Below are 23,601 nucleotides of genomic sequence, written 5' to 3' on the forward strand. Positions count from 1 at the left end.
AAAATGAAATTTGGTTTAGGAATCTCTCAAGTCTCCCTTGTCTTATAGTAAAAGGCAATAAAAACAGATATGGATAAAACAGATAGAAATACGATAGAAGAACTGCTTCCTCGTTATTGTGAAGGATTGGCAACGGAGGAAGAACGTCTGAAAGTTGAGATGTGGATGGGCGAATCGGGCGAAAACCGACGGATGGCAAAACAGATACATGCTCTTTATCTTGCCACGGATACAGTCCATATCATGAAGAAAGTCGATACGGAGAAAGCATTGTTGAAGGTGAAAAGTAGAATGTCGGGTAACAGACGCAAGGGAACGATGTGGTGGCAATGGACACAACGTGCGGCAGCAATTTTGTTCATTCCACTTCTCGTTACATTGATGTTCCAGTATTGGGGAGGAAACGAACAGGAAGTGGCACAAATCATGGAAGTGAAAACAAATCCTGGGATGATGACCTCATTGATCCTGCCCGACGGGACATTTGTTTACCTGAATTCGGAGTCAACACTAAGTTATCCTTCACGTTTCGATAGTGATACAAGAAATGTGACTTTACAGGGAGAAGCTTATTTTGAAGTAGCTAAGAATCCGAAAAAGAAATTTATAATCTCCACTTCCCATCAATCACAAATAGAAGTACTGGGAACTCATTTTAATGTAGAGGCTTACGAGAAAGAAGATCGGATTTCAGCGACATTGGTAGAAGGAAAGATCGGTTTTATTTATAAATCAAATGATGTCTCGAAAAAAGTGCTGATGGATCCGGGACAGAAATTGGTCTATGATTCAAAAGATAATAAGGTTCAGCTTTATGCCACTTCCGGAGAGTCGGAGATTGCCTGGAAAGAAGGTAAGATTATATTCAGAAATACTCCTTTGGAAGAAGGTTTGCGAATGTTGGAAAAACGGTATAATGTAGAATTCATTATTAAAAACGATCGTTTGAAAGAAGACTCATTTACGGGAACATTTACCAATCAACGTTTGGAACGTATTCTAGAGTATTTCCAACTTTCTTCTCAAATACGTTGGAGATATCTTGATTCCCCCAATATAAAAGATGAAAAGAGTAAAATAGAAATATATTGATTTATTAACCTTAAAACAAAAAATGCAATGAAAGACAGAGCCCCTTAATTAAAAAAACATACGGGATGATATTGGCGTATCTTCCCGTATGGAAATCGGTAAATCTTTTTGATGCTTGTTTGGCGACAAGCTTAGATAAACTTTTTATTAACTTTAAGTCATCACAAATTTATGCAAAATTATTTTAGCATCCAATTTTTATGGGTGGTAAAGTCGCTTTGGCGAGTTTCTAACAAAATCCCATTATCTATGAGACTTTTGATTTTATTCTTGGTATGCTCTATCGGGTTGGGCTATGCGTCCGATAGTTATGCACAAAAAACTTTAATCAGTATTGATGTACACAATCAGCGGGTGGAGGATATTTTAAAAGAGATTGAAGAACAGTCCGATTTTGATTTCTTTTTCAATAACAAACATGTGGATTTGAATCGTCGCGTATCTATATTAGTTGATAGAAGTAATATATTTAGTGTATTAAAGGAAGTTTTTGCTGGCACTAATGTAAGATATTCAGTGCTGGACAAGAAGATTATACTGTCTGCTGAGGTACAGTCATCGCAGCAAGACAAGAGAATGATTGTATCTGGTGTCATATCGGATATACAGGGAGAGCCGGTAATAGGTGCCAGTATTCAGGAGAAAGGAGTGGTCGGGAAAGGTACAGTCTCCGATCTGGATGGAAAATTTAAGTTGGCGGTTGCATCCGATGCCATATTGGTGATTTCATACATTGGCTTTCAGTCTCTTGAAGTAAAGGTGGGAAACCGTACAAACTTGTCAGTGGTATTGAAAGAAGATCATCAGTTACTGGATGAGGTAGTCGTTATCGGTTATGGAACGATGGAAAAACGTGCAGTGACCAGTTCCATTACTTCCATATCATCAAAAGATTTAGTGACTGGAATGGGAGGCTCCACTATTGCGACAGCTTTAAAGGGTAAAATCTCCGGTATGAATGTTTCCGAGACTTCCAGTCCGAATGCTTCTGCCAGTTTCCAGCTGCGTGGAGTAGCGTCCATCAATGCTTCCTCTTCTCCTTTGATTGTGATAGACGGAATTCCCGGAGGTGATTTGCGTTCTATCAGTCAGGAAGATATTCAGTCTATTGATGTCTTGAAAGATGCCTCTGCAGGTGCCATCTATGGAACAAGAGCAGCCGGTGGTGTCATCTTAGTGACTACCAAGAAAGCAAAAGAAGGTCCCATTACCTTATCATATACGGGCGAACTCTCTACCGAGCAAGTTTCCAGGAGACCGCAGGTCCTTGATCGTGATGCTTTCGTAAGGTTCGGAGTAGGAACAGATTTAGGTGCATCTACCGACTGGTATGGTGAACTTTTGAATGAAGGAGCACTCTCCCAACGCCATGTTGTCAACCTCTCGGGCGGCGGCCATACAGCTAAAATATATGCTACTATTATGGCACAGGATCAAAAAGGTATCGCAATTGGCGATAACCGTAAAGACTATTCGGGGCGTATCAATGCAAACTTTAATCTCCTCGATGATTTGCTGGAAATAGGCTTGCACACAGAATACCGGGAAGCACATCGGGATCAGCGGAGCAGTAGTTCCTATTTCGACATGGCATTGAAGATGAACCCGACGGAACATGTATATGACAGCACTAGTGAAACAGGATATAATGTATTGGTGGGTGGTAGTGAATATTACAATCCTTTAGCAGAAGTTATGTTGAAGCAGGCAGATAATGTTGATAAATGGCTGAAGGCGGATGCAACGGTAAAGCTCAATTTGCCTGCCGGATTCTCGGCACAAGCCACTTTTGGCTGGGAAGATCGCCAGTATCAGCAGACACATTATACGTCCGCGTTACACAGAACCTCTTTGAATGGAAGTTATAAAGGAAGAGGATTTCATGCATATAGTAAAACAGTCAATGTATCTTTTGAACCTACCATCAATTTCACGCGTGTTTTTGCGGACGACCATACGGTTAGTGCAGTAGCCGGATATAGTTATTGGGAAAATAACTCTGAAAACTTTAATATGACTAACTACGATTTTCCTGTGGATGGAGTAGGAGCTTGGGATATGGGAACAGGTAGTTGGCTTTCCGACGGAAAGGCGGCTATGTCTTCCCACAAATATCCCCGTGAACGTCTTGTCTCATTCTTTGGCCGGGCGAATTATAGCTATAAAGACCGCTATATGCTTACAGGAAGTGTTCGTCACGAGGGGTCTTCAAAATTCGGAAAGAATCATCGTTGGGGAACATTTTGGGCAGTATCAGGCGGATGGCGTATATCCAATGAGGCGTTTCTGCGTGACGTCAGTTTTCTCGATGACCTTAAAGTACGCGTCGGTTACGGTGTAACGGGAAATAACAATTTCTCAGCGGGAGCATCCACTGCCATGTATTCTTCCAATTCAATGTGGCCGTATAACGGTACATGGATCACCTCCTATGGACCGGCCCGTAACGTCAATTATGACTTGCACTGGGAAAAGAAAGCAGAGCTTAACCTCGGCTTGGATTATGCATTTCTGAATAATCGCCTTTTTGGTAAGTTTGATATCTATAAGAGAAGAGTTTCCGGAATGTTATATAATATCAACGTTCCCAATCCTCCTGCCGTTTATGGAACAACCACCATGAATTACGGTAATCTTGAGAATACCGGATGGGAGTTCGAGATAGGAGGAGTGCCTGTCAAGACCAGAAACTTTAACTGGACAACTACCATGCGCTTATCACACTCTTCCTCCAAAATAACTTCTTTGTGGGGCAACAATACCTATCAGGATCGTGTAGGATTTCCGTCACCGGGCACAAACGGATCAGCCGGTAGAATTGAGGCAGGAACAAAGATCGGAAGCTATTACATCTGGAAATATGCCGGTATTACGGACAATGGAAGGTGGCTTCTGTATGATAAGAATGACAATATAATCCTTAGCGATAAAAAAACGTATGACGACAAACGATATATCGGCAATGCCATTCCTGCATTGATGGTATCATGGGATCATACCTTCACTTACAAGAATCTCTCTTTAGGCATCAATCTGCGCAGTTGGATCGATTTCGACGTGTTCAATACCATAAATATGTACTATGGACTTTCTGAAGTGGAAGGGCAGAACGTTCTTCGCAACGCATACATTGATAACCGGCACATCAAAGAAGTAAAGCAACTTTGCGATTACTGGCTTGAGGATGGTACATTCTTGAAGATTGATGCCATTAGTCTGGGGTATTCTCTTAACATGAAGAAATGGCAGAAGTATATAGATAAGATTGATCTTTACCTGACTGTCCGCAACGTTGCTTGTTTCACAAAATATTCAGGATTGAATCCGGAAGTGAATGTGAACGGTTTGGATCCCGGTTATGAATGGTTTAATAATATTTACCCTGAAACTCGTAGATATACCTTTGGTATGAAAATCCAATTTTAATAGTAAAATACCTATAAACTAATATAATGATATGAGACGAAATATTTTAATTATAATCTCTTTCCTCACCCTTCTGGTGGCCTCCGGTTGTACTAATCTGGATGAGAAGTGGTATTCCGAAGTAACCCCGGACACTTATTTTACGTCTAAGGAAACTGTCTACTCTTTCCTGGTACGCTCTTTTACGCACTGGCGTTGGTTTCACGGATTCGACCGTGCCATTCTTCAGGAATGTACAACAGACGAGATGTGTGTCACACAAAAAGGAATACATTACAATGATGTCCGATATGCCCAGCTGCAACACCATGACTGGACGCCACTTCACCCCAACAACGAAGAAACATGGCGTGGAGTAGGTATGGGGATAGCAATGGCTTTAGCCTGTAAAGAAGACTTAGCTGGTGTAGACTATGTTTCATTAGGTATGACGGAAGAACTGAAGGCAGACCATCAGATGCAGCTCCAGACATTAGTGGCCTATTTCTATTTGAGAGGACTTGATTTCTATGGTGGTATGCCTATTTACCGACGCTCTACCACAGAGGAATCTCCACGTACCACAGCACGGGAAACTTTTAATTATGTGGAAGAGCTCCTGCTTGCTGCCATTCCTAAACTAGAGAAAAAAACAGCAGATATGTTGGAAGAAGGTTACTTACGCCAGGGAACTGCAGCGGCTCTTCTTGCTCAATTATACTTTAATGCAGAGGTCTATACAGGGGAGAGCCGCTTTGCTGAATGTGCGCAGATTTGTCAGGATTTACTAGATGGCAAATACGGTTATTACGAGTTGGAAGAAGATTGGTTCGGTCCTTTCACCTTCGAAAATAACAAATCGAAAGAAGTGATGTGGTCCGTTCAGTCGCAATATGCGAAAGGAACTTTGTTTCAGTGGCAGTTCGAACGTTATAATCATTATAATGCGAAGAACTATTTCGATCTTAGCGGTTATTCCTCTACAAACGGTATGCATCTCCAACCATCTCTGAAACCCAATGGTGATCCCTATACAGACAAACTCGGACGTCCTTTTGCCAAGTTTCATGCGAAAGACCTTCGTAAGAAATTGTATGTATATAAAGGAAATGGCAAATACGAAGGAATGTTCCTTTATGGAAAATTACAACGTATATCAAGAAGCGGAACAGAGGTGAAATGTACAGGACTGTATGAATACCCGGGTGAGGTTCTTGAATTTGTTGACCAGGTAGCACAATTTAAGAAAGTGAAAGACGGAGAATATTCTTCAGTAAATGAGCTTCCTTCCAATATCAGTACCGGAGAAGAGAATTCGGGAATACGTTTGTGCAAACTGCCGATTCCGGATAATACAGACAAGACACTTGCTTTTAACCCAGACTATCCGGTCCTTCGTTTTGCGGAAATCTATTATATGCTTGCCGAATGTAAATACAGAAGCGGATATAAGAAAGAAGCAGCCGGTCTTTTCAACGAAGTGCGCAAACGCAACTTTGAGAATGAAGTAGACCCTGATCCGGTGACTGAAACGAATATCGACAAGTATCGGATTCTCGATGAGTGGATGGTCGAATTTCTTGGTGAGCAACGTCGGCGTACCGATCTCCGTCGTTGGGGCTTGTATACAACAGGCACTTGGTGGGATCACAAAGCTACTAATGACGATCATTATGAACTCTTTCCTATTCCGGAAAAGTCAATTTCTGTCAGTAACGTCTTGAGACAGAATCCGGGATATGGAGGCGGTAATGAAATGACGAAAGAGGAAGCCGGTATATACAGTGTTAAACAAATTGATTAATAGAACATTAAAGAATAAAACAATGAATAGTAAGATATTATTTCTAGGAGCCGTTATGATGCTGCCTACATTCGCTAGTTGCCAACAGGAAAAGCCTTTTCCGGATGATGCTGTAGATAAAGTGTATGAATACCTTCCGGAGTGGCAAGCAGGTTATTTGGACATTCATCAGATTAGCACGGGAAGAGGTAATGCCGCCTATCTTATTTTCCCGGACGGGACTACCATGTTGCTGGATGCAGGAGATTTGGGAGTACACACCGGTACTCAAGAGATCATGAAAGCAGTTCCTAATGACTCTAAACGACCTGCTGAATGGATTGCCCAATATATAAAACATTTCTCATTGCCGTTGAAAAATAACGGTGCTATTGATTATGCCTTGCTCACTCACTTCGATACAGACCATATCGGACAGAATGGAAAACTGGCAATTGAAAAAGTAGGGTTGGACTACAAACTTACCGGAATAACTCATGTGGGTAATCTTCTGGATATTTCCACATTGATAGATCGTGGTTACCCTACCTATGATTATCCGACAGCGGCTAAAGTCACGGGTGCCCATATCTCAAACTATAAATTATATGTTGCCGCTCGTGACCGGGCAGGTAAGAAGAATGAAGGGTTTGTGACAGGAAGTAACACACAAATCAAACTATTAAAAGCTCCGGGTTCTTATCCTACATTCGAAGTACGTAATATAGTGGGTAACGGTAAAATTTGGACAGGCAGCGGAACGGCTTCCAAAGAGCTTGTGCCATCTACCGCTTCTTCGAGCGAACAGTTGAACGAGAACCGTTGCAGTTGTGGAATACGTATCACATACGGTAATTTCGATTACTTCTCGGGCGGAGATATCCTTGGAGTGGAAAAAGCACCGGAATGGTTTGACATAGAAACGCCTGTAGCTACATTACTGGGCGAAACAGATGTGGTAGTAGCCAATCATCATGCATATTCTGACGCTATGTGTGATACCTACATTTCTCAAGTAAAAGCGCAAGCCTATGTGATTCCCGTATGGGATTACTATCATCCTCAACCGGCCACACTAAGCCGGATGCTGTCTCAAAGTCTTTATGCTGGTGAGCGGTCTGTTTTTGCTGCCGGTTTGGTAGACAGCAACAGAAGCCGGTTGGGAGAGGATGGTTTGAAGATAAAACCTGCCGGACATGTTGTTACACGTGTTTATCCGGGAGGAGAGAAATTTCAGATTTTTGTACTGAATGATCGAAATGAAGCTTATGAGATACTATATAAAACAGGTGAAATTAAATCTAATAATTGATGAATATGAAAATTAAAGATTCAATAGCCTGGACAGCTTTTGGGGCTGTGATGGCAATTATCATGTTTCCGTCATGCTCTGACGAAAATGAAGCCGGCATATTGGAAATAACAAATAATGAGATTATTCTTCAGGCTGAAGGTGCTCCGGTTCAGGTTGAAGTGAAATCCAATACCGAGTGGCGCATAGACTTTGCAGAAGCAACCTGGCTTTCTACAGATATACGTGGAGCCCAGTCGTCAAGAACTTATTTCACAGTGATTTATGATGAGAATATCAGTGATTCCGAGCGTTTCTGCGATATACGTGTGTTTACAAAAGATGGGAAGACTGCGGATGTAATCAAGATAAAACAACTATCCCGTTATCCATTTATAGTTCCTGTCAGTGATAATATGGAACTCTTTACCAAAGGAGGCGAATATGATATGGACATTTCGACCAATGTGCCTGAAACGGATATTGTAATTACACCGACAGTGGATTGGGTGAAAGAGTATCGGATAAGTGACGGAAAACTTTATTTCAATACGGAAACAAATTCTCAATCACCCCGTACAGGAAGTATAGTGTTAAGTTATGGCGATCAGTACCAGCGTAAGGTCACAGCTACAATCAACCTGTCGCAAGCATATTCTGAATATGCGAATGCGGAACTTGTCAGTTATCCAACCGTTTATGGTTATCCTGTCGGTGGAATTACTAACAATGTATATATTGAAGGAACGATCGTTGCCAATGGTACATCGAAAAACTTCCCGAACAATCGTTATGTCATTCAGAATGAGACCGGGGAGACAATGGTATTTGAATCGGAGTCTCTGATTACATTTGCGCAGTTTGCCAAAGTCTCATTGTGTCTGAAAGATGGAACGATAAAAGAAGAATCAGAGGGCAGCTTTACCTACAGACTGATTAGCGGTATCACTGCCGCCCATGTAATCAGCTCGGAACTTTCCACCTTCATGATTCCTGAAAAAACGATCGCAGGACTTACGGATAATATGGTATTCAGCCTTGTGACCTTAAAAGATGTCGAGATTGCCTCTCCGGTAGGTGCATTCACTAATTTCAAGACCACCGATCCGGGGGCTGCAGATCGTAAGGCGAATAAAAATTATTGGGTGGAGAAATTCCCGGCATACTACAGATATTATCCAACCTGCATCAGAGATAAAAACGGCTTTAATACATATATGCTTACTTCGCTGGATGCTCCTTATGCGCATGAGACACTTCCTAAAGGTTCAGGAACCATAACCGGAATCGTAGCGAAAGTCAAACTAACCAATTTTGATATCTCCGAAAACCGGTTGTGTATTCTTCCGCTTCATAGAGAGGACATCAATATCGGTGATATGAACGAGATCACTTCGGTGCTCGTGGAATGGGATTGTAATGTGCCCGATTGGAAAGAAATAGGTGCTTCTACATTTACGGAGTATCATCCTACAGGCGGAGAAGCATCGCAGTCAAATGCTATTCTTAATAAAGACGGAAATAAGCATTTCCAGCAAACCTATGCAGATTACATATTAGGTTTCCAGGATGATTTTCGGGGAGATATGAATCTTAATACCACAGATGGATATTATGGGCGTATGCGAGGAGGAGCCTTCAATAGTAGGCCATGGTCTACAAGTTCATATTTCCATGTAGATAAAATATCGACAGTAGGGATTTCTACCTCACTTTCTCTTCAGGTTGAAATGAATGCAAGTTGGGGAGGTGGTCCTGTGGCCGTGGTTGAATATGCTTATTCGATGAGTGGCGAATGGATGAAAGTAGATAATTCTGAATTCACAATCCTGGGACAGTTTGATAGAACTGCTGCAGGAGGGCAGACAGAGAGAAATATTCCGGGTTATAAGGTCTATGATTTTAAACTGCCGGATGCTTTATTGAACCGCGATAATATCTGTATCAGATTACGTCCAATCAGACTTCCGTCTGGCGTATCGAGCTTCATGCCGCTTCGACTTGCTAATATCTCGATCAAATATAATAAATAATCAATAGGGAAGTATATATAAAAATAATCGGAAGCAACAGGAAATATCCTGCTTGCTTCCGATTATCTTTATATAATGATTTCGGATATTTATATTAATCCTAAGCGAATTCTATCCCTCAAAACGCCTATGTTATTTTTCCAGCAACTCTTTTAAGAACTCGTCCAATTCCTTATCCAATCCTTTCAGCAATTCATCGTTCACCAGGATCGTATCATCGTCCACCAGTAGCAATTCCGCCACGGTTTCTTTTTCTTCATCCACCAGAACGAAAGAGTAAGGCTTCAAGATAATCACCTTGTCGAAGTCTCCGGCATCCTTCATTCTGCAAAGAATGTTGCGCAGAGAAGGCTCCACGTTTTCAAGGAAATCATCCCCTTCATACGTAGCCCATTCTTCGATCATGATGTTTGCCAGTTCTTCATCATCATCATTGTAAATATTAAGTTGTCCCGATGTCTGGTCCGGTTGGAGATGGATGTCGGTTACGACTGTTTGTTCACAGCTACATACATATTTAGCGACTGCCTTTTGGATAGCCGATTCGATAATGGATAGTGATTGTTGGCTCAGTTTCATGGGTTCCTTCTTTTTATAAGTTCAAAGGTATAAAAAAAATAAGATTTGATACACAATTTCCTTAAAAATCATCATTAAATCGGCTCATTTGTAATTTTAACTTGGGTAATTGAGCGTTTCTCTCCTTCAATTCGGCTAAATACATGGACGTGAGATAATAATTAGACACATCATTGATGGTGGCCTGAACACTATCTGTGATATTCTTTTTGTCGATTTTCTTGGCTAGTTGCTGTGCTTTTTCTGCCCATTCTTCCGCTTTAGCCAGACTATCTTTCATTTCATAATAAACAGCTATGTTAAGAGCTGCCCGCATCTTCTTCTTTTGGTTCTTGGTGCCTTCGAAAGCCTGATTCCAAAGTTCGTATGCATCGTCCCATGAATTTTCACGTATATAGATGGCAGCGTCACGCATGGGAACCGAGCCTCCGGTATACAGATACCGTGTTCCTTTTTTCCACATAGGGACGAGATTTTTCACCGGAACTGTCCCTGCAAATGCCGCCGCTTCCTTTAACATGTGTTTGTCGGGAATCATGCGGGTGGCAGCTTCTACGGCAGTACCTCCAAAGTCTTCCCAAAAGATGCTGTCATTAGGATGGAGCGTAGTCATCGGTCGGCTACGTTCGGGAAGATACACTTTCACCGTGGGATACACTTTTACGTCTACTGCTCCCTGAAAACAGTTGAACTCATTCAGGAAACGGACAGATTTAGTTGCTTTGAGTTGCAGGTTTTCCAGTGCAATGATAAAATCCACTCCCAAGTCGGTAGCTAACTGACGGACTTCCTCCTGGCTCAATGTATTTTCGCGGGGCAGTTTGTCATTTGCCCGTAGAGCAGAGTCGCAGATGACTACTTCTTCAAAGTAATTCTGTTGTGCGATTTCTTCGGCCAGTGATTCGGTGGCAGTCTTGGGATCACCGTTGGCATATGCCGTTGCACGACTTATCAGCGGTGTGCCTTCTTTGATTTTTTCAGTCTCTGCTATTAGTTTGTTATCCGGAGTGTTGCTGGTGTTATTCACGATAGCTACTTTCCGAAGTTGCGGAGGAAAGCTCAAGTCGGCAGGTTGCAGATAATCAATGGAAATCTGTTCCAAACTCTGACAGCTGCCCAGTGTCAGCAGGAATAAAGTGACGAAAGCCAGTGAATAAGATTTTGCCATAGTTTTGTTCTATTTAGTAATTTGAACAAAAGTACAATTTTGGTGGAATAAAAGAAAGTCTCAAACAGTTTTTAACCGTTTGAGACTTTCTTTTGTGAATTGACTCTTTATCTTAGAGATTCTTGCCGTGGCAGTTTTTGTACTTTTTGCCGCTTCCGCACGGACAAGGATCGTTACGTCCTACTGTCTTTTCTGCACGGACCGGTTCACGTTTCTGCTGTTCACGAGTATCTTGGTTGGCAGCAGCCTGCTGGTTTGGATCACTCAAATTTTCTTTGTTTTCGCGGTATTTGCTCATATCCTGACGTTGTTCAGGAGCAGCCTGACGTACTTCCACACGGCGGGCAGCCTGTTCGTCCGGAGCTTCCTGTACAGGAATTTGTCCACGCATCAAGATAGATATGGTCTGGTTGTTGATCTTGTTCACCATGGCGTCGAACAAAGTCACAGATTCCAGTTTATAGATCAACAGCGGGTCTTTCTGTTCGTAGCTTGCGTTCTGTACGGAATGTTTCAGTTCGTCCAGTTCGCGGAGATTTTCTTTCCATGCTTCATCAATTACGTGGAGCAGGATTGATTTCTCGAACGATTTCACCACTTCTTTTGATTCGGATTCGTAAGCCGCTTTCAGGTTACAGGAGATATTGTACATCCGTTTACCGTCTGTAATAGGAATCAGGATGTTTTCGTACATGTGTCCCTGATTTTCATATACCTGTTTGATAACCGGATTAGCGATCTGTGCCAGGCGTTCAGTTTTGCGTTTGAAGTTTTCCATCGCAATGTTGAAAGTCTTTTCGGACAACTTTTCCTTCTTTTCGTTACGGAATTCTTCTTCAGTGAACGGAGTTTCCATTGCCAATGTTTGAAGCAGTTCCATTTGGCAGCCTTCATAATCATTGTTTTCGATAGCGTTGGCACAACGGTCCCAAATCATGTTCACGATATCCATACCGATACGTTCACCCATCAAAGCGTGGCGACGTTTGGTGTAAACCACTGTACGCTGCTTATTCATCACGTCGTCATATTCCAACAGACGTTTACGGATACCGAAGTTGTTTTCTTCCACTTTCTTCTGGGCACGTTCGATAGAATTGGAAATCATCTTGTGCTCGATCATTTCGCCTTCCTGGAAACCAAGTTTGTCCATTACGCTGGCGATACGGTCGGATGAGAACAGACGCATCAAATCATCTTCCAGTGACACGAAGAATACAGAAGAACCCGGGTCACCCTGACGTCCTGCACGACCACGCAACTGGCGGTCTACACGACGGGATTCGTGGCGTTCCGTACCGATGATGGCCAAACCGCCCGCAGCTTTTACTTCCGGACTTAACTTGATGTCGGTACCACGGCCAGCCATGTTGGTAGCGATGGTTACTGTTCCGCTCAAACCGGCGGTAGCAACGATGTCCGCTTCTTTCTGATGCAACTTCGCATTCAATACTTTATGGTCAATCTTACGCATGGTAAGCATCTTGCTCAACATTTCGGAGATTTCTACCGAAGTAGTACCCACCAGTACCGGACGTCCTGCTTGAACCAATTTTTCGATTTCCTCGATAACAGCTTTATACTTTTCGCGTTTCGTCTTGTAAACGCGGTCGTTCATATCCTTTCTTGCTATCGGACGGTTGGTCGGGATAACGACTACGTCCAATTTGTAGATATCCCAAAGTTCGCCTGCTTCCGTTTCAGCAGTACCGGTCATACCGGACAGTTTGTGATACATACGGAAGTAGTTCTGTAGAGTAATTGTTGCGAAGGTTTGTGTAGCAGCTTCCACTTTCACACGTTCCTTAGCTTCGATGGCTTGGTGTAATCCGTCAGAGTAGCGGCGACCTTCCATGATACGGCCTGTCTGCTCGTCTACGATCTTCACTTGTCCGTCGATCACTACATATTCATCGTCTTTCTCGAACATGGTGTAAGCCTTCAACAGCTGGTTGATGGTGTGTACACGTTCCGATTTGATGGCATAGTTTGTCAGAAGCTCATCTTTCTTTTCAAGTAGTTGCTCGTTGGTCAGATGTTGGTTTTCCAGTTCCGAAAGTTGTCCGGCGATGTCCGGAAGAACGAACAATGTCGGGTCTTCGGAGTTACCGGTAATCAGGTCTACTCCCTTGTCTGTCAGGTCTACACTATTCAGTTTCTCGTCGATCACGAAATACAGCGGGTCAGTAACTTCATGCATACGCTTGTTGTTCTGTTCCATGTAGATTTCTTCCGTTTTAAGCATACCTGCCTTGATACCCTGTTCACTAAGGAACTTAATCAAAGCCTTGTTTTTCGGCAATGCCTTGTGGCTGCGGTATAAAGCGAGGAATCCTTCTTCCACTTCTTTCTTATCGTTGGATGCGATCAGTTTTTTAGCTTCGGAGAGATATTTGGTAGCCAATACTTTCTGTGCTTCTACCAGGCGTTCTACTAACGGGCGGAGTTGCTCGAACAATTGGTCGTCACCTTTCGGTACAGGACCGGAGATAATCAGCGGAGTACGGGCGTCGTCAATCAATACCGAGTCGACCTCATCGACAATGGCATAGTTGTGCTGACGTTGTACAAGGTCTTTCGGGCTGATAGCCATGTTGTCACGCAGGTAGTCGAAACCGAATTCGTTGTTCGTACCGAACGTGATGTCTGCCAGGTATGCCTGACGGCGTGCGTCGGAGTTTGGTTGATGGCGGTCGATACAATCCACGCTCAATCCGTGGAACATATAAAGAGGTCCCATCCATTCGGAGTCACGTTTGGCGAGGTAATCATTCACGGTAACCACGTGTACACCGTTTCCGGTCAGTGCGTTAAGGAATACCGGGAGGGTAGCTACCAATGTTTTACCTTCACCGGTTGCCATTTCCGCAATCTTGCCTTTATGCAGAACGACACCACCGAAGAGCTGTACATCGTAGTGAACCATGTTCCATACTGTGTCGTTACCACCGGCTACCCAGTGATTCTGATAGATAGCCTTGTCGCCTTCGATGCGTACGAAGTCTTTTGTTGCAGCCAGTTGACGGTCAAAATCCGTAGCGGTTACAACGATTTCTTCATTTTCTGTGAAACGTTTGGCAGTAGCCTTTACGATAGAGAAAGCAACGGGCAGTACTTCGTCCAGTGCTTTTTCATATTTTTCCAGAATTTCTTTTTCTGTCTTATCGATTTGTGCGAAGACTTCTTCGCGGTCTTCCAGTTCCAGTGTCTCGATGCTTGCCTTCAACTCTTCCACTTTCGCACGTTCGGCAGTAGCCGATTCATGGATATATTTTTTGAGTTCTTCCGTTTTGGCACGGAGGGCGTCGTTGTCTAGTTTCTCAACCTCCGGGTAGGCAGCTTTAATCTTTTCCACCCAGGGCTTGATTTCTTTCATGTCTCGTGTGGATTTGTTTCCGAAAATCGAGCTTAAAAATTCATTAAATCCCATGTTATATTATTTAGTTTATTATTTATCTTTTTCTTATTGCGGGCCACATTCATCCGGATTGATTTTTCCGTTCCGCACACAGATTTGAAAAAGAAATCTGTGTGAACCGATGAATTCCGTGACGAATAATCTCCGCAAAGTTACATTAAAATGCTGATTTATTTATGTTTTGCTCCCTGTTTTTGTGAGTAAATTTTTACCGTAGGTCGGTAATAGGAGCAGAAGTACAGGCATTGGGAGCCCGGATGCGCATAAAATGTGCCAGTGTAGGCGCGATATGGTCAATGGTTACAGGTGTCCAGATAATGGCCGGTTTCACGGAATGTCCCATGAAAATCAGCGGTGAAGGGATATAGGAATGGCGTACCACTTTGTTTTCGCCGCCGTTCTCGTTGACGATGGTCCATCCGGGGAGGACGTCGATTACGAGGTCGCCCGAACGTTTGCGGTGGTAGCCGTTGCGTATTTTATAAATTTCCGGCGTCCATGAACCCAACAACAGCCGGTTGGCTGAATATGCTTCGTTCACTCCGCTGAACTGCATCAGGAATTCTGCTGACTTTTGCTGTACCTCTGCCAGATTCAGTTCCTTCTTTTCCAGTAATTTATGATTCAGATAAATCTGCTGGTTGTGGTGAGCTTCCACATACTTTCCTTCGCCATACGTAGCCATCAGGTACATATTCAGCAAGGCGGCACAACGGTTGAGAAAAAACTCTCCGCCGGGAATTTTGTACAATCCCGAATCGGGCGATTCGCTGTCCGTATATCCGGTGGAAGTGATGAAAATAAGTACGTTTTGTAGTCCTACTTTCTTATCGATGGCTTCGAGCAGGTCGGCAATGCTGCGGTCAAGACGCACGTAGGTGTCTTGTATTTCCATGGCACATTCCTGTACGGATTTATGCGCGTAGTTTCCTGCATAATAAGTGAGTGCCAATAAGTCAGTAATGTCGTCCATGCCGATGGAGCTTTTGTTCAATGCTTCTTCGGCAAGCGCATTCACTTCGTCATTTACAAAAGGGCTGGCGATGAAGCGTCTGTACTTATTATTGCGGTCGTCATCGAACTTATATTTGAAGAGTATATCCCGCCAATCTGGCAGAAAAGTGTACATGCCCCGGGGAAATATCGGTTCCCATGTCATGCCCGCAATACGGAAATCGATTGCCTGCCGGTCATTGTATTGGCTTGCCCACCACGGAAACTCTCCATAATAGGTCGTTCCGCTCCATTTCCCGGTGTTGGGATTGAGCCAGAAAGCACCGTTTCCGGCATGTCCGGCTGCGAAAATTGCGGCATCGCAATCAGGGGCGATGGCATATACGAGTCCTTTGCCTTGGGTCGCTATTTTGAGCTCGTCGGCAATGGTGGAAGTCAGTAATTTGGTGGGTGCGGCTGTTTGGTCGGTGTAATATCCCATGAATGCCGTATCGTCTGTGCTGTTGACGGGGCGAAGGGTAGAGGCGTCCATCCATCGTTGGGAGATGATTCCGTTCATGGAAGGCGTCGTGCCGCTGTAAATGGCTGCGATGGCAGAAGCACGGTCTACGCCGCAGAAGGTATATTCGGCGTTATGGAACACTCTTCCCTCTTTCCAAAGACGTTTGAAGCCTTTCTCACCATAAAGTGACGAAAACGCTTCCAGATAGTCCGTACGCAATTGGTCAATAGTCAGCCCTACCACTAATTTAGGGGCAGAAGGCAGTGACTGGGCCTGTAGCCCGGTGAAAGTCAGTACGGTGATGAGGGAAGTTAGTAGTCCTTTCATTATTTCTTTTTAGATGTCACAATCAAATTGCTCGCTGAACGTATCAGCAAAACGAGTGCCAAAGGTACAACAGCAAAGTCAAATCTTTGCGGAATTACAGGAAAAAGCACTATAAAAAGTGTTAAAACAACCAGATTCAAGGTCAAATACCAGCATTTCTTCCCTTTTCGGACACAATATATAATGTATGGAAGGAAAAGAAGTTGTCCCGGATGGAATACTAGTAACAGGAAATTGGAGCTGACTGCCGGGTGTTGGGAGAAGAGGGCGAGGAAGGCGAGGACGCATCCCACGATACCTGCCATACCAAAAAGAAAGAGGTCGATTCCCCATAATCCGGTTCTCCGGCGGATGCCATAGATCGTGGCGGCGGCTGTCAGTATAAATAACAGTAACGAGCATTGGAGCGGCGTAGGCATCCGGCCGCTTTCATCCGCTTCGGGAGTGACGTCGATTACCAGCTTGTTAGATGTTATGAGCGGGTGCTGGATAGAGTCGTTTTTAATCTGTGCGCCGTCAAAGGCATCCATCAAATAGAAAGGAGCAAACATCATCTGGCGTTGTGTGATGGGTTGGTCGGCTTCACTTCCGATGCAGAGATCGATGCCGAAGCGCGCCCACGGATGTCCTTTACAATATTGATGCACGATGTCACGGAAAGTGCGCGAACCATCCTGCGGCTCTGCCGGATAAACCACCTTTCCTGCGATGCTTTCTTCGATCTTGTCCCGGGGGCGGGTGGCGCAATTATCGTAAAAGAAATTATAACGATACACCCGGTTCTCCGGACGATAATTTTCTTGTAATAACCGGATTAATCCTGTTTTCTCTTCATCGGTCAGGTTCAGCGTTTGCTGCCACACGCTGCGTCCGTAGAATGCGTATTCTGCCGCAAAATGCTCATAATCCGTCACTCCCAGTTGGTAGTCAGTTTCTCCAAGCGAGAAGCGAAAGATGAAATTGGGAGTGTTGAAACTGAACAATCCGTAATTGAACACAACGTCAATCCCTTGTGAAGGATTTTCATAGCGGATGGCAGTGTGTCCGAACAGGGAATATATTTCTTCTCCGGGAGCACAAGTCAGCAGGCTCAAACGAATGGAGTCATTGCTGTTGGCAGATGCTTGTCCGGCGGACGGAAGCAACAGGAAGAAGGAGAAGATCGTATATAAGAAAAACCGTTTCATTAGCAGGTCCGTTTTATTTTGGTGGCAAATATATGAAGAATTGTTGGATTCGGGAAAACGGTGGTTCTGTTTTATCGGAATAGAAGCTCTATTTCATGCAAACAGAGGTTCTATATAGCTTAAACAGAGGCTCTGTTTTCCTCAAATAGAGTCGCTGTTCGGGCGAAATAATGTTTTTGTCTGAACGGAAAATTGATTACAAAATAGTGAAACGCTTTCTGGAACGCTGTTTTCTCCTCGCAACCTTTTGTTTATTAGCTGTTTATGACCTGTTGAAAAAGGCTTGCCGAACGCAAAGTGGAACACATAATAAACAATAAAAGATAAATGATCTATTTAAAAATAGATAGTTCGATTTTTTTTGTTTTTGAGAATTTCTAAAATGAAAAAAGAAGATAATTCCTCTTCTATGCTTCAACTTTTCTTTTTTTACTTTACCTTTGCGCCCGCTAAAGAACCAGAAGATTTGAATTTAATAATCGACATAGGAAATACAAAGGCAAAGATTGCTTTCTTCAACGGCGGAGAAATGGTGGATGTAGTTACTGAATCCAATCAGTCGCTGGGTTGCTTGAAAGCTCTTTGTTTCCAATATCCGGTTGAACAGGGGATTGTGGCTACTGTCATTGATTTAAGCGAAAAGGTATTGGCTGATTTGGCAGCTTTGCCGTTTCCTTTGCTCTGGCTCAATCATCAGACTCCGCTTCCGGTTGTCAACCTGTACGAAACTCCCGAGACATTGGGATATGATCGTATGGCTGCCGTAGTGGGTGCTAATGAGCAGTTTCCTCATCGGGATATATTGGTTATTGATGCGGGAACCTGTATTACTTACGAGTTTATCGACTCAAAAGGTCAGTATCACGGCGGTAATATTTCTCCCGGTATGCAGATGCGTTTCAAGGCACTTCATCAGTTTACCGGACGTTTGCCTCTGGTGGACACCAACGGGCGCAAACTCCCGATGGGGCGGGACACCGAAACGGCTATACGTGCCGGAGTGATGAAAGGGATGGAATACGAAATTTCAGGTTATATTGAGTCTATGAAGCATAAATATCCTGAACTTTTGGTTTTTTTAACGGGCGGAGATGATTTTTCTTTTGATAGCAGCGTAAAAAGTATCATCTTTGCAGATAGATTTTTAGTGTTGAAAGGATTAAATAGAATTTTAAACTATAATAATGGTAGGATTTAAACACACACTTTGTGCGCTTTTGCTCACGATGGTTACCGGAATGGCAATCGCTCAAAATAATACAAACTCTCCTTATACACGATATGGCTATGGCGACTTATCCGATCAGAGTTTCGGTAATAGCAAGGCGATGGGGGGAATTGCTTTTGGACTTCGGGATGGAGCGCAGATCAATCCGCTGAATCCTGCTTCGTATACAGCCATTGACTCGTTGACGTTCATTTTTGAAGGAGGCGTCAGCCTGCAAAATATGAATATTAGTGGTGGAGGTGTGAAGCTGAACGCTAAAAACTCTAGTTTTGACTATCTGGCTATGCAATTCCGTTTGCATCCGAGGATAGCGATGAGTATCGGATTATTGCCGTTCTCCAATGTGGGATATTCTGTCTCGGATACACAGGCTGCAACTGATCCTGCTACCGGTAATACTGCTGATTATGCCAGAAGTTATACTGGCGATGGAGGTTTGCACCAATTATATGCCGGATTGGGTGTGAAGGTACTTAAAAACCTTTCGGTAGGTGTGAATGCTTCTTACTTTTGGGGAGATATAAACCGCTCACGTGTTGTTTATTTCCCAAGTGTATCAGGTGCTTATAATTATAATCAACAATCGATAGCATCAGTATCGGCCTATAAGCTTGATTTTGGAGCACAATATACATTGGATATTGACAAAAAACACTCAGTAACAATCGGAGCGGTGTATTCTCCGGAATTGAAACTGGGCAATGATTATAGTGTAACGACGCAAATGGTATCAAACTCTACGGGTACAGCTGTTTCTACTACCACCTTGAACCCGGATGCTACACTTAGTGTGCCTAATACTTTTGGCGTCGGCTTTACTTATAACTATGACAAACGCTTGACTGTCGGTGCGGATTATAGTTTGCAGCAGTGGTCAAAAGCTAAGTTTGGCGTAAATACATCGGATGGTGCTGTACGTGAAGAATTTGGTGAAACATATACGTATTGCGACCGTCATAAAATATCTGTGGGTGCGGAATATATTCCAAATTTGATTGGACGTTCCTATTTATCCCACATCAAATATCGTTTGGGAGCTTATTATACGACTCCGTATTATAAGATTGGCGATAAAGACGCAGCCCGCGAATATGGCGTAACTGCCGGTTTCGGTCTGCCTGTGCCTCGTTCCCGTTCCATCCTTAGCATCAGCGGACAGTTTGTTCGTGTAAGTGGACAGGAATCGACCTTTGTAAACGAAAATATCTTTCGCGTAAGCATCGGATTGACGTTCAACGAACGTTGGTTCTTCAAGCGCAGAGTCGAGTAATTGAGATGAATGTAAGAAGAGAAAGAATAGACGACTATAATAATAACAACTAAAATTTAGATACAATGAAAATTAAAACGCTTGTGGCTATGTTGTTCCTTTCGGCTGGAGCAACCACTGTGGTGGCACAGGATGCGTCTAACTGTAACTCGAACAGTAGTATCTCGCATGAAGCTGTGCGTGCTGGCAATTTTAAAGATGCGTATACTCCTTGGAAAGCTGTGTTGGAAAACTGTCCGACGCTTCGTTTCTATACCTTTACTGATGGATATAAAATTCTGAAAGGCTTGATGGGACAAATCAAGGATCGAAATAGTGCGGAATATCAGAAATATTTTAATGAACTGATGAATACGCACGACTTGCGTATGAAGTACACGGATGAATTCTTGTCTAAAGGTACAAAAGTATCTTCTGTTGACGAAGCTCTGGGTATCAAAGCGGTAGATTACATCGCTTTCGCTCCGAAGATTGACGTTAATCAGGCTTACCAATGGTTGAGCCAGTCAGTGAACGCTGTGAAAGGCGAATCAGCAGGTGCGACTATCTTCTATTTCCTGCAAATGTCTTTGGATAAATTGAAAACTGACCCGAATCATAAAGAACAGTTCATTCAGGATTATCTGGCTGCTTCTGAATATGTAGACACAGCTATTGCTAATGAAACTAATGAAGCAAAGAAGAAACCTCTGCTGGGCATTAAAGATAACCTGGTTGCTTTGTTTGTAAACAGCGGAACGGCTGATTGCGAATCACTGCAAAGCATCTATGGACCGAAAGTAGAAGCTAACCAAACTGACTTGGCTTACTTGAAGAAAGTGATCGACATCATGAAAATGATGAAATGTACTGAAAGCGATGCTTATCAACAGGCTGCTTTCTATGTTTACAAGATAGAACCTAGTGCAGAAGCTGCTACCGGATGTGCTTATCAGGCATTTAAGAAAGGTGATGTCGATGGTGCAGTGAAATTCTTTGACGAAGCAGTGAACCTCGAAACAGACAATCTGAAGAAAGCTGAAAAAGCATACGCTGCCGCAGCAGTATTGGCTTCTGCCAAAAAACTGTCTCAAGCAAGAGCATATTGCCAAAAAGCAATTGGCTTTAACGAAAACTACGGTGCTCCATACATCCTGATTGCTAATCTTTATGCAATGAGTCCTAACTGGAGCGACGAGTCGGCTTTGAACAAGTGTACTTATTTTGCAGTAATCGACAAACTGCAACGTGCAAAACAAGTAGATCCGAGCGTAGCTGAAGAAGCTAACAAATTGATCGGTAGATATTCTGGTCATACTCCGCAAGCTAAAGACCTGTTTATGTTGGGTTACAAGCAAGGCGACCGCATCACTATCGGCGGTTGGATAGGAGAGACTACAACGATTAGATAAATGTATGTTGCGAAAACGAAGAAACCGTTTATTGCATAAAAGCATGAGCATAACAATCACCTCCGGGGTGATTGTTATGCTTCTTTTATTATCTTCCTGTGGCGGAAAGAAGAAAGCTATGGGCGAGGCTATCACAGAACGTGATTCTCTTCCGGTGATGACAACATTGGGAGTCACCACTCTTATTTCCGATTCCGGAGTGACACGTTATAGGGTGAATACGGAAGAGTGGATGATGTACGACCGTAAAAAGCCTTCCTATTGGGCCTTTGAAAAAGGAGTATACCTGGAACAGTTCGACTCTATCTTTCATATAGAAGCCAGTATCAAAGCGGATACTGCCTACTATTATGACAAAGAAAGGCTTTGGAAGCTGATAGGGAATGTGGATATACAGAACCGCAAAGGAGAGCGTTTTAATACGGAACTGCTGTACTGGAACGAAGCCACCCAAAAAGTATATTCCGACAAGTTTATACGTATCCAGCAACCGGACCGAATTATTACAGGACATGGCTTCGACTCGAACCAGCAAATGACCATATACACCATCCGCAATATTGGAGGAATTTTCTATGTGGACGAGGACGCGGGCGGCCCGCCCCAACCGGAAACAAAAGCACTGCCGGATTCTGTGAATAAAGATGCTGCGAAATAGGCGAAGTCATATCAATCGTACCTCGTAAATCGTCTGATCGTAAATCAAAACTTATGAATATTTATATCTCTCTAATCATCACCATGGTCTTCTCCGCCTTCTTCTCAGGAATGGAGATTGCCTTTGTGTCGGTAGACAAACTGCGTTTTGAGATGGAACGTAAGGGGGGAATTACGTCCCGCATCCTTTCTATCTTCTTCAAGAACCCGAATGAATTTATCTCTACCATGCTGGTGGGGAATAATATCGCGCTGGTAATCTATGGTATCCTGATGGCGCAGATTATCGGCGACAATCTGCTGGCGGGATTCATCGACAATCATTTTCTGATGGTGTTGGCGCAAACCATTATTTCTACCCTGATTATTTTGGTGACCGGAGAGTTTTTACCGAAAACATTATTCAAAATCAATCCCAATCTGGTTTTGAATCTTTTTGCCATTCCGCTCATTGTTTGTTATGTCGTTCTATATCCTATCTCTAAACTGTCTTCCGGCTTGTCGTGTTTGTTCCTTCGTGTCTTTGGTATGAAGGTCAATAAAGATGCGTCCGACAGGGCTTTTGGAAAAGTAGACCTGGACTATTTTGTACAAAGCAGCATTGATAATGCCGAAAATGAAGAAGAACTGGACACGGAAGTGAAAATCTTCCAGAACGCCCTCGACTTCTCGAACATAAAAATCCGCGACTGCATCGTTCCTCGTACCGAAGTGGTGGCAGTCGATCTGACCACTTCACTGGACGAGCTGAAAAGCCGCTTCATAGAATCCGGAATCTCCAAGATAATCGTGTATGACGGGAATATCGACAACGTAGTCGGCTACATCCATTCGTCGGAAATGTTCCGTGCCCCGAAAAACTGGCATGAGAATGTGACACAAGTCCCGATTGTGCCCGAAACAATGTCCGCCAACAAGCTGATGAAGCTCTTTATGCAGCAAAAGAAAACGATTGCCGTAGTGGTGGATGAATTTGGCGGTACGTCCGGCATCGTATCTCTGGAAGACCTCGTTGAAGAAATCTTTGGAGATATAGAAGACGAGCACGATAATACTTCCTATATCAGCAAGCAAATCGACGAACGCGAGTATGTGTTGTCCGCCCGCTTGGAGATAGAAAAAGTCAATGAGACGTTCGGACTCGACTTGCCCGAGTCGGATGATTATCTGACAGTAGGAGGGTTGATTCTGAACCAATATCAGAGCTTTCCGAAGTTGCATGAAGTGGTCCGGGTAGGACGTTATCAATTCAAGATAATTAAGGTCACAGCGACAAAAATAGAACTCGTGCGATTAAAAGTCTTGGAATAATGACG

Annotated in this window: 15 protein-coding genes; 10 read left to right on the plus strand and 5 right to left on the minus strand. The window is 43.4% G+C overall.

Annotation, left to right across the window (positions count from 1 at the left end):
• Positions 1–69 precede the first annotated feature (69 nt).
• The 5 genes from GD631_RS10505 (at position 70) to GD631_RS10525 (ending at position 9,604) form a co-directional block, all read left to right on the plus strand.
• A complete protein-coding gene (locus GD631_RS10505; RefSeq protein WP_143258165.1) occupies positions 70–1,092 on the plus strand; it encodes a FecR family protein in 1,023 nt (340 codons plus the stop codon).
• 249 nt (positions 1,093–1,341) lie between these two features.
• Complete coding sequence (locus GD631_RS10510) at positions 1,342–4,518, plus strand: SusC/RagA family TonB-linked outer membrane protein (RefSeq protein WP_143258166.1); 3,177 nt, start codon at positions 1,342–1,344, stop codon at positions 4,516–4,518.
• A gap of 31 nt (positions 4,519–4,549) precedes the next feature.
• Positions 4,550–6,301: a RagB/SusD family nutrient uptake outer membrane protein gene (locus GD631_RS10515; RefSeq protein WP_143258167.1), complete on the plus strand. Its 1,752-nt coding sequence runs from the start codon at positions 4,550–4,552 to the stop codon at positions 6,299–6,301.
• A gap of 22 nt (positions 6,302–6,323) precedes the next feature.
• Positions 6,324–7,592, plus strand: a complete 1,269-nt coding sequence (locus GD631_RS10520; RefSeq protein WP_143258168.1) for a ComEC/Rec2 family competence protein — start codon at positions 6,324–6,326, stop codon at positions 7,590–7,592.
• The gene (locus tag GD631_RS10525; RefSeq protein ID WP_143258169.1) at positions 7,592–9,604 is read left to right on the plus strand and encodes a DUF5689 domain-containing protein; all 2,013 of its coding nucleotides are present in this window, start codon (positions 7,592–7,594) and stop codon (positions 9,602–9,604) included. Before GD631_RS10520 ends, GD631_RS10525 begins: the two co-directional genes overlap by 1 nt.
• 132 nt (positions 9,605–9,736) lie before the next feature.
• Here GD631_RS10525 and GD631_RS10530 read toward each other — a convergent pair whose 3' ends face one another.
• From GD631_RS10530 to lnb, 5 genes are all read right to left on the minus strand, one after another.
• Positions 9,737–10,183, minus strand: a complete 447-nt coding sequence (locus GD631_RS10530; protein WP_143258170.1) for a hypothetical protein — start codon at positions 10,181–10,183, stop codon at positions 9,737–9,739.
• Positions 10,184–10,244: 61 nt separating this feature from the next.
• Positions 10,245–11,351: a DUF6340 family protein gene (locus GD631_RS10535; RefSeq protein ID WP_143258171.1), complete on the minus strand. Its 1,107-nt coding sequence runs from the start codon at positions 11,349–11,351 to the stop codon at positions 10,245–10,247.
• A 112-nt stretch (positions 11,352–11,463) separates the two neighbouring features.
• A complete protein-coding gene (gene secA, locus GD631_RS10540; protein ID WP_143258172.1) occupies positions 11,464–14,781 on the minus strand; it encodes a preprotein translocase subunit SecA in 3,318 nt (1,105 codons plus the stop codon).
• Between the two features lie 196 nt (positions 14,782–14,977).
• Positions 14,978–16,552 carry an alkaline phosphatase family protein gene (locus tag GD631_RS10545; RefSeq protein ID WP_143258173.1) on the minus strand — a complete coding sequence of 525 codons (1,575 nt, stop codon included), beginning with the start codon at positions 16,550–16,552 and terminating at the stop codon, positions 14,978–14,980.
• Complete coding sequence (lnb, locus tag GD631_RS10550) at positions 16,552–17,739, minus strand: lipoprotein N-acyltransferase Lnb (RefSeq protein WP_143258174.1); 1,188 nt, start codon at positions 17,737–17,739, stop codon at positions 16,552–16,554. The genes GD631_RS10545 and lnb overlap by 1 nt, the downstream gene beginning before the upstream one ends.
• A 409-nt stretch (positions 17,740–18,148) precedes the next feature.
• Between lnb and GD631_RS10555 the strand changes: the two genes are divergently transcribed.
• The 5 genes from GD631_RS10555 to GD631_RS10575 all read left to right on the plus strand — a co-directional run bounded on the left by GD631_RS10555 (position 18,149) and on the right by GD631_RS10575 (position 23,596).
• Positions 18,149–18,937: a type III pantothenate kinase gene (locus GD631_RS10555; protein WP_185911640.1), complete on the plus strand. Its 789-nt coding sequence runs from the start codon at positions 18,149–18,151 to the stop codon at positions 18,935–18,937.
• The gene (gene bamG, locus GD631_RS10560) at positions 18,924–20,237 is read left to right on the plus strand and encodes a BamG family beta-barrel-assembly machinery protein (RefSeq protein ID WP_143258175.1); all 1,314 of its coding nucleotides are present in this window, start codon (positions 18,924–18,926) and stop codon (positions 20,235–20,237) included. The genes GD631_RS10555 and bamG overlap by 14 nt, the downstream gene beginning before the upstream one ends.
• A 65-nt stretch (positions 20,238–20,302) precedes the next feature.
• Positions 20,303–21,628 (plus strand): hypothetical protein, encoded by a 1,326-nt coding sequence (locus GD631_RS10565; RefSeq protein WP_143258176.1) that lies wholly within the window; start codon positions 20,303–20,305, stop codon positions 21,626–21,628.
• A 43-nt stretch (positions 21,629–21,671) separates the two neighbouring features.
• Positions 21,672–22,286 carry an LPS export ABC transporter periplasmic protein LptC gene (gene lptC / locus GD631_RS10570; RefSeq protein ID WP_185911437.1) on the plus strand — a complete coding sequence of 205 codons (615 nt, stop codon included), beginning with the start codon at positions 21,672–21,674 and terminating at the stop codon, positions 22,284–22,286.
• A 53-nt stretch (positions 22,287–22,339) separates the two neighbouring features.
• Positions 22,340–23,596, plus strand: coding sequence for a hemolysin family protein (locus GD631_RS10575; RefSeq protein ID WP_143258177.1), 1,257 nt, complete (start codon positions 22,340–22,342; stop codon positions 23,594–23,596).
• Positions 23,597–23,601 lie beyond the last annotated feature (5 nt).

The organism is Bacteroides luhongzhouii (assembly GCF_009193295.2).
GTDB lineage: Bacteria > Bacteroidota > Bacteroidia > Bacteroidales > Bacteroidaceae > Bacteroides > Bacteroides luhongzhouii.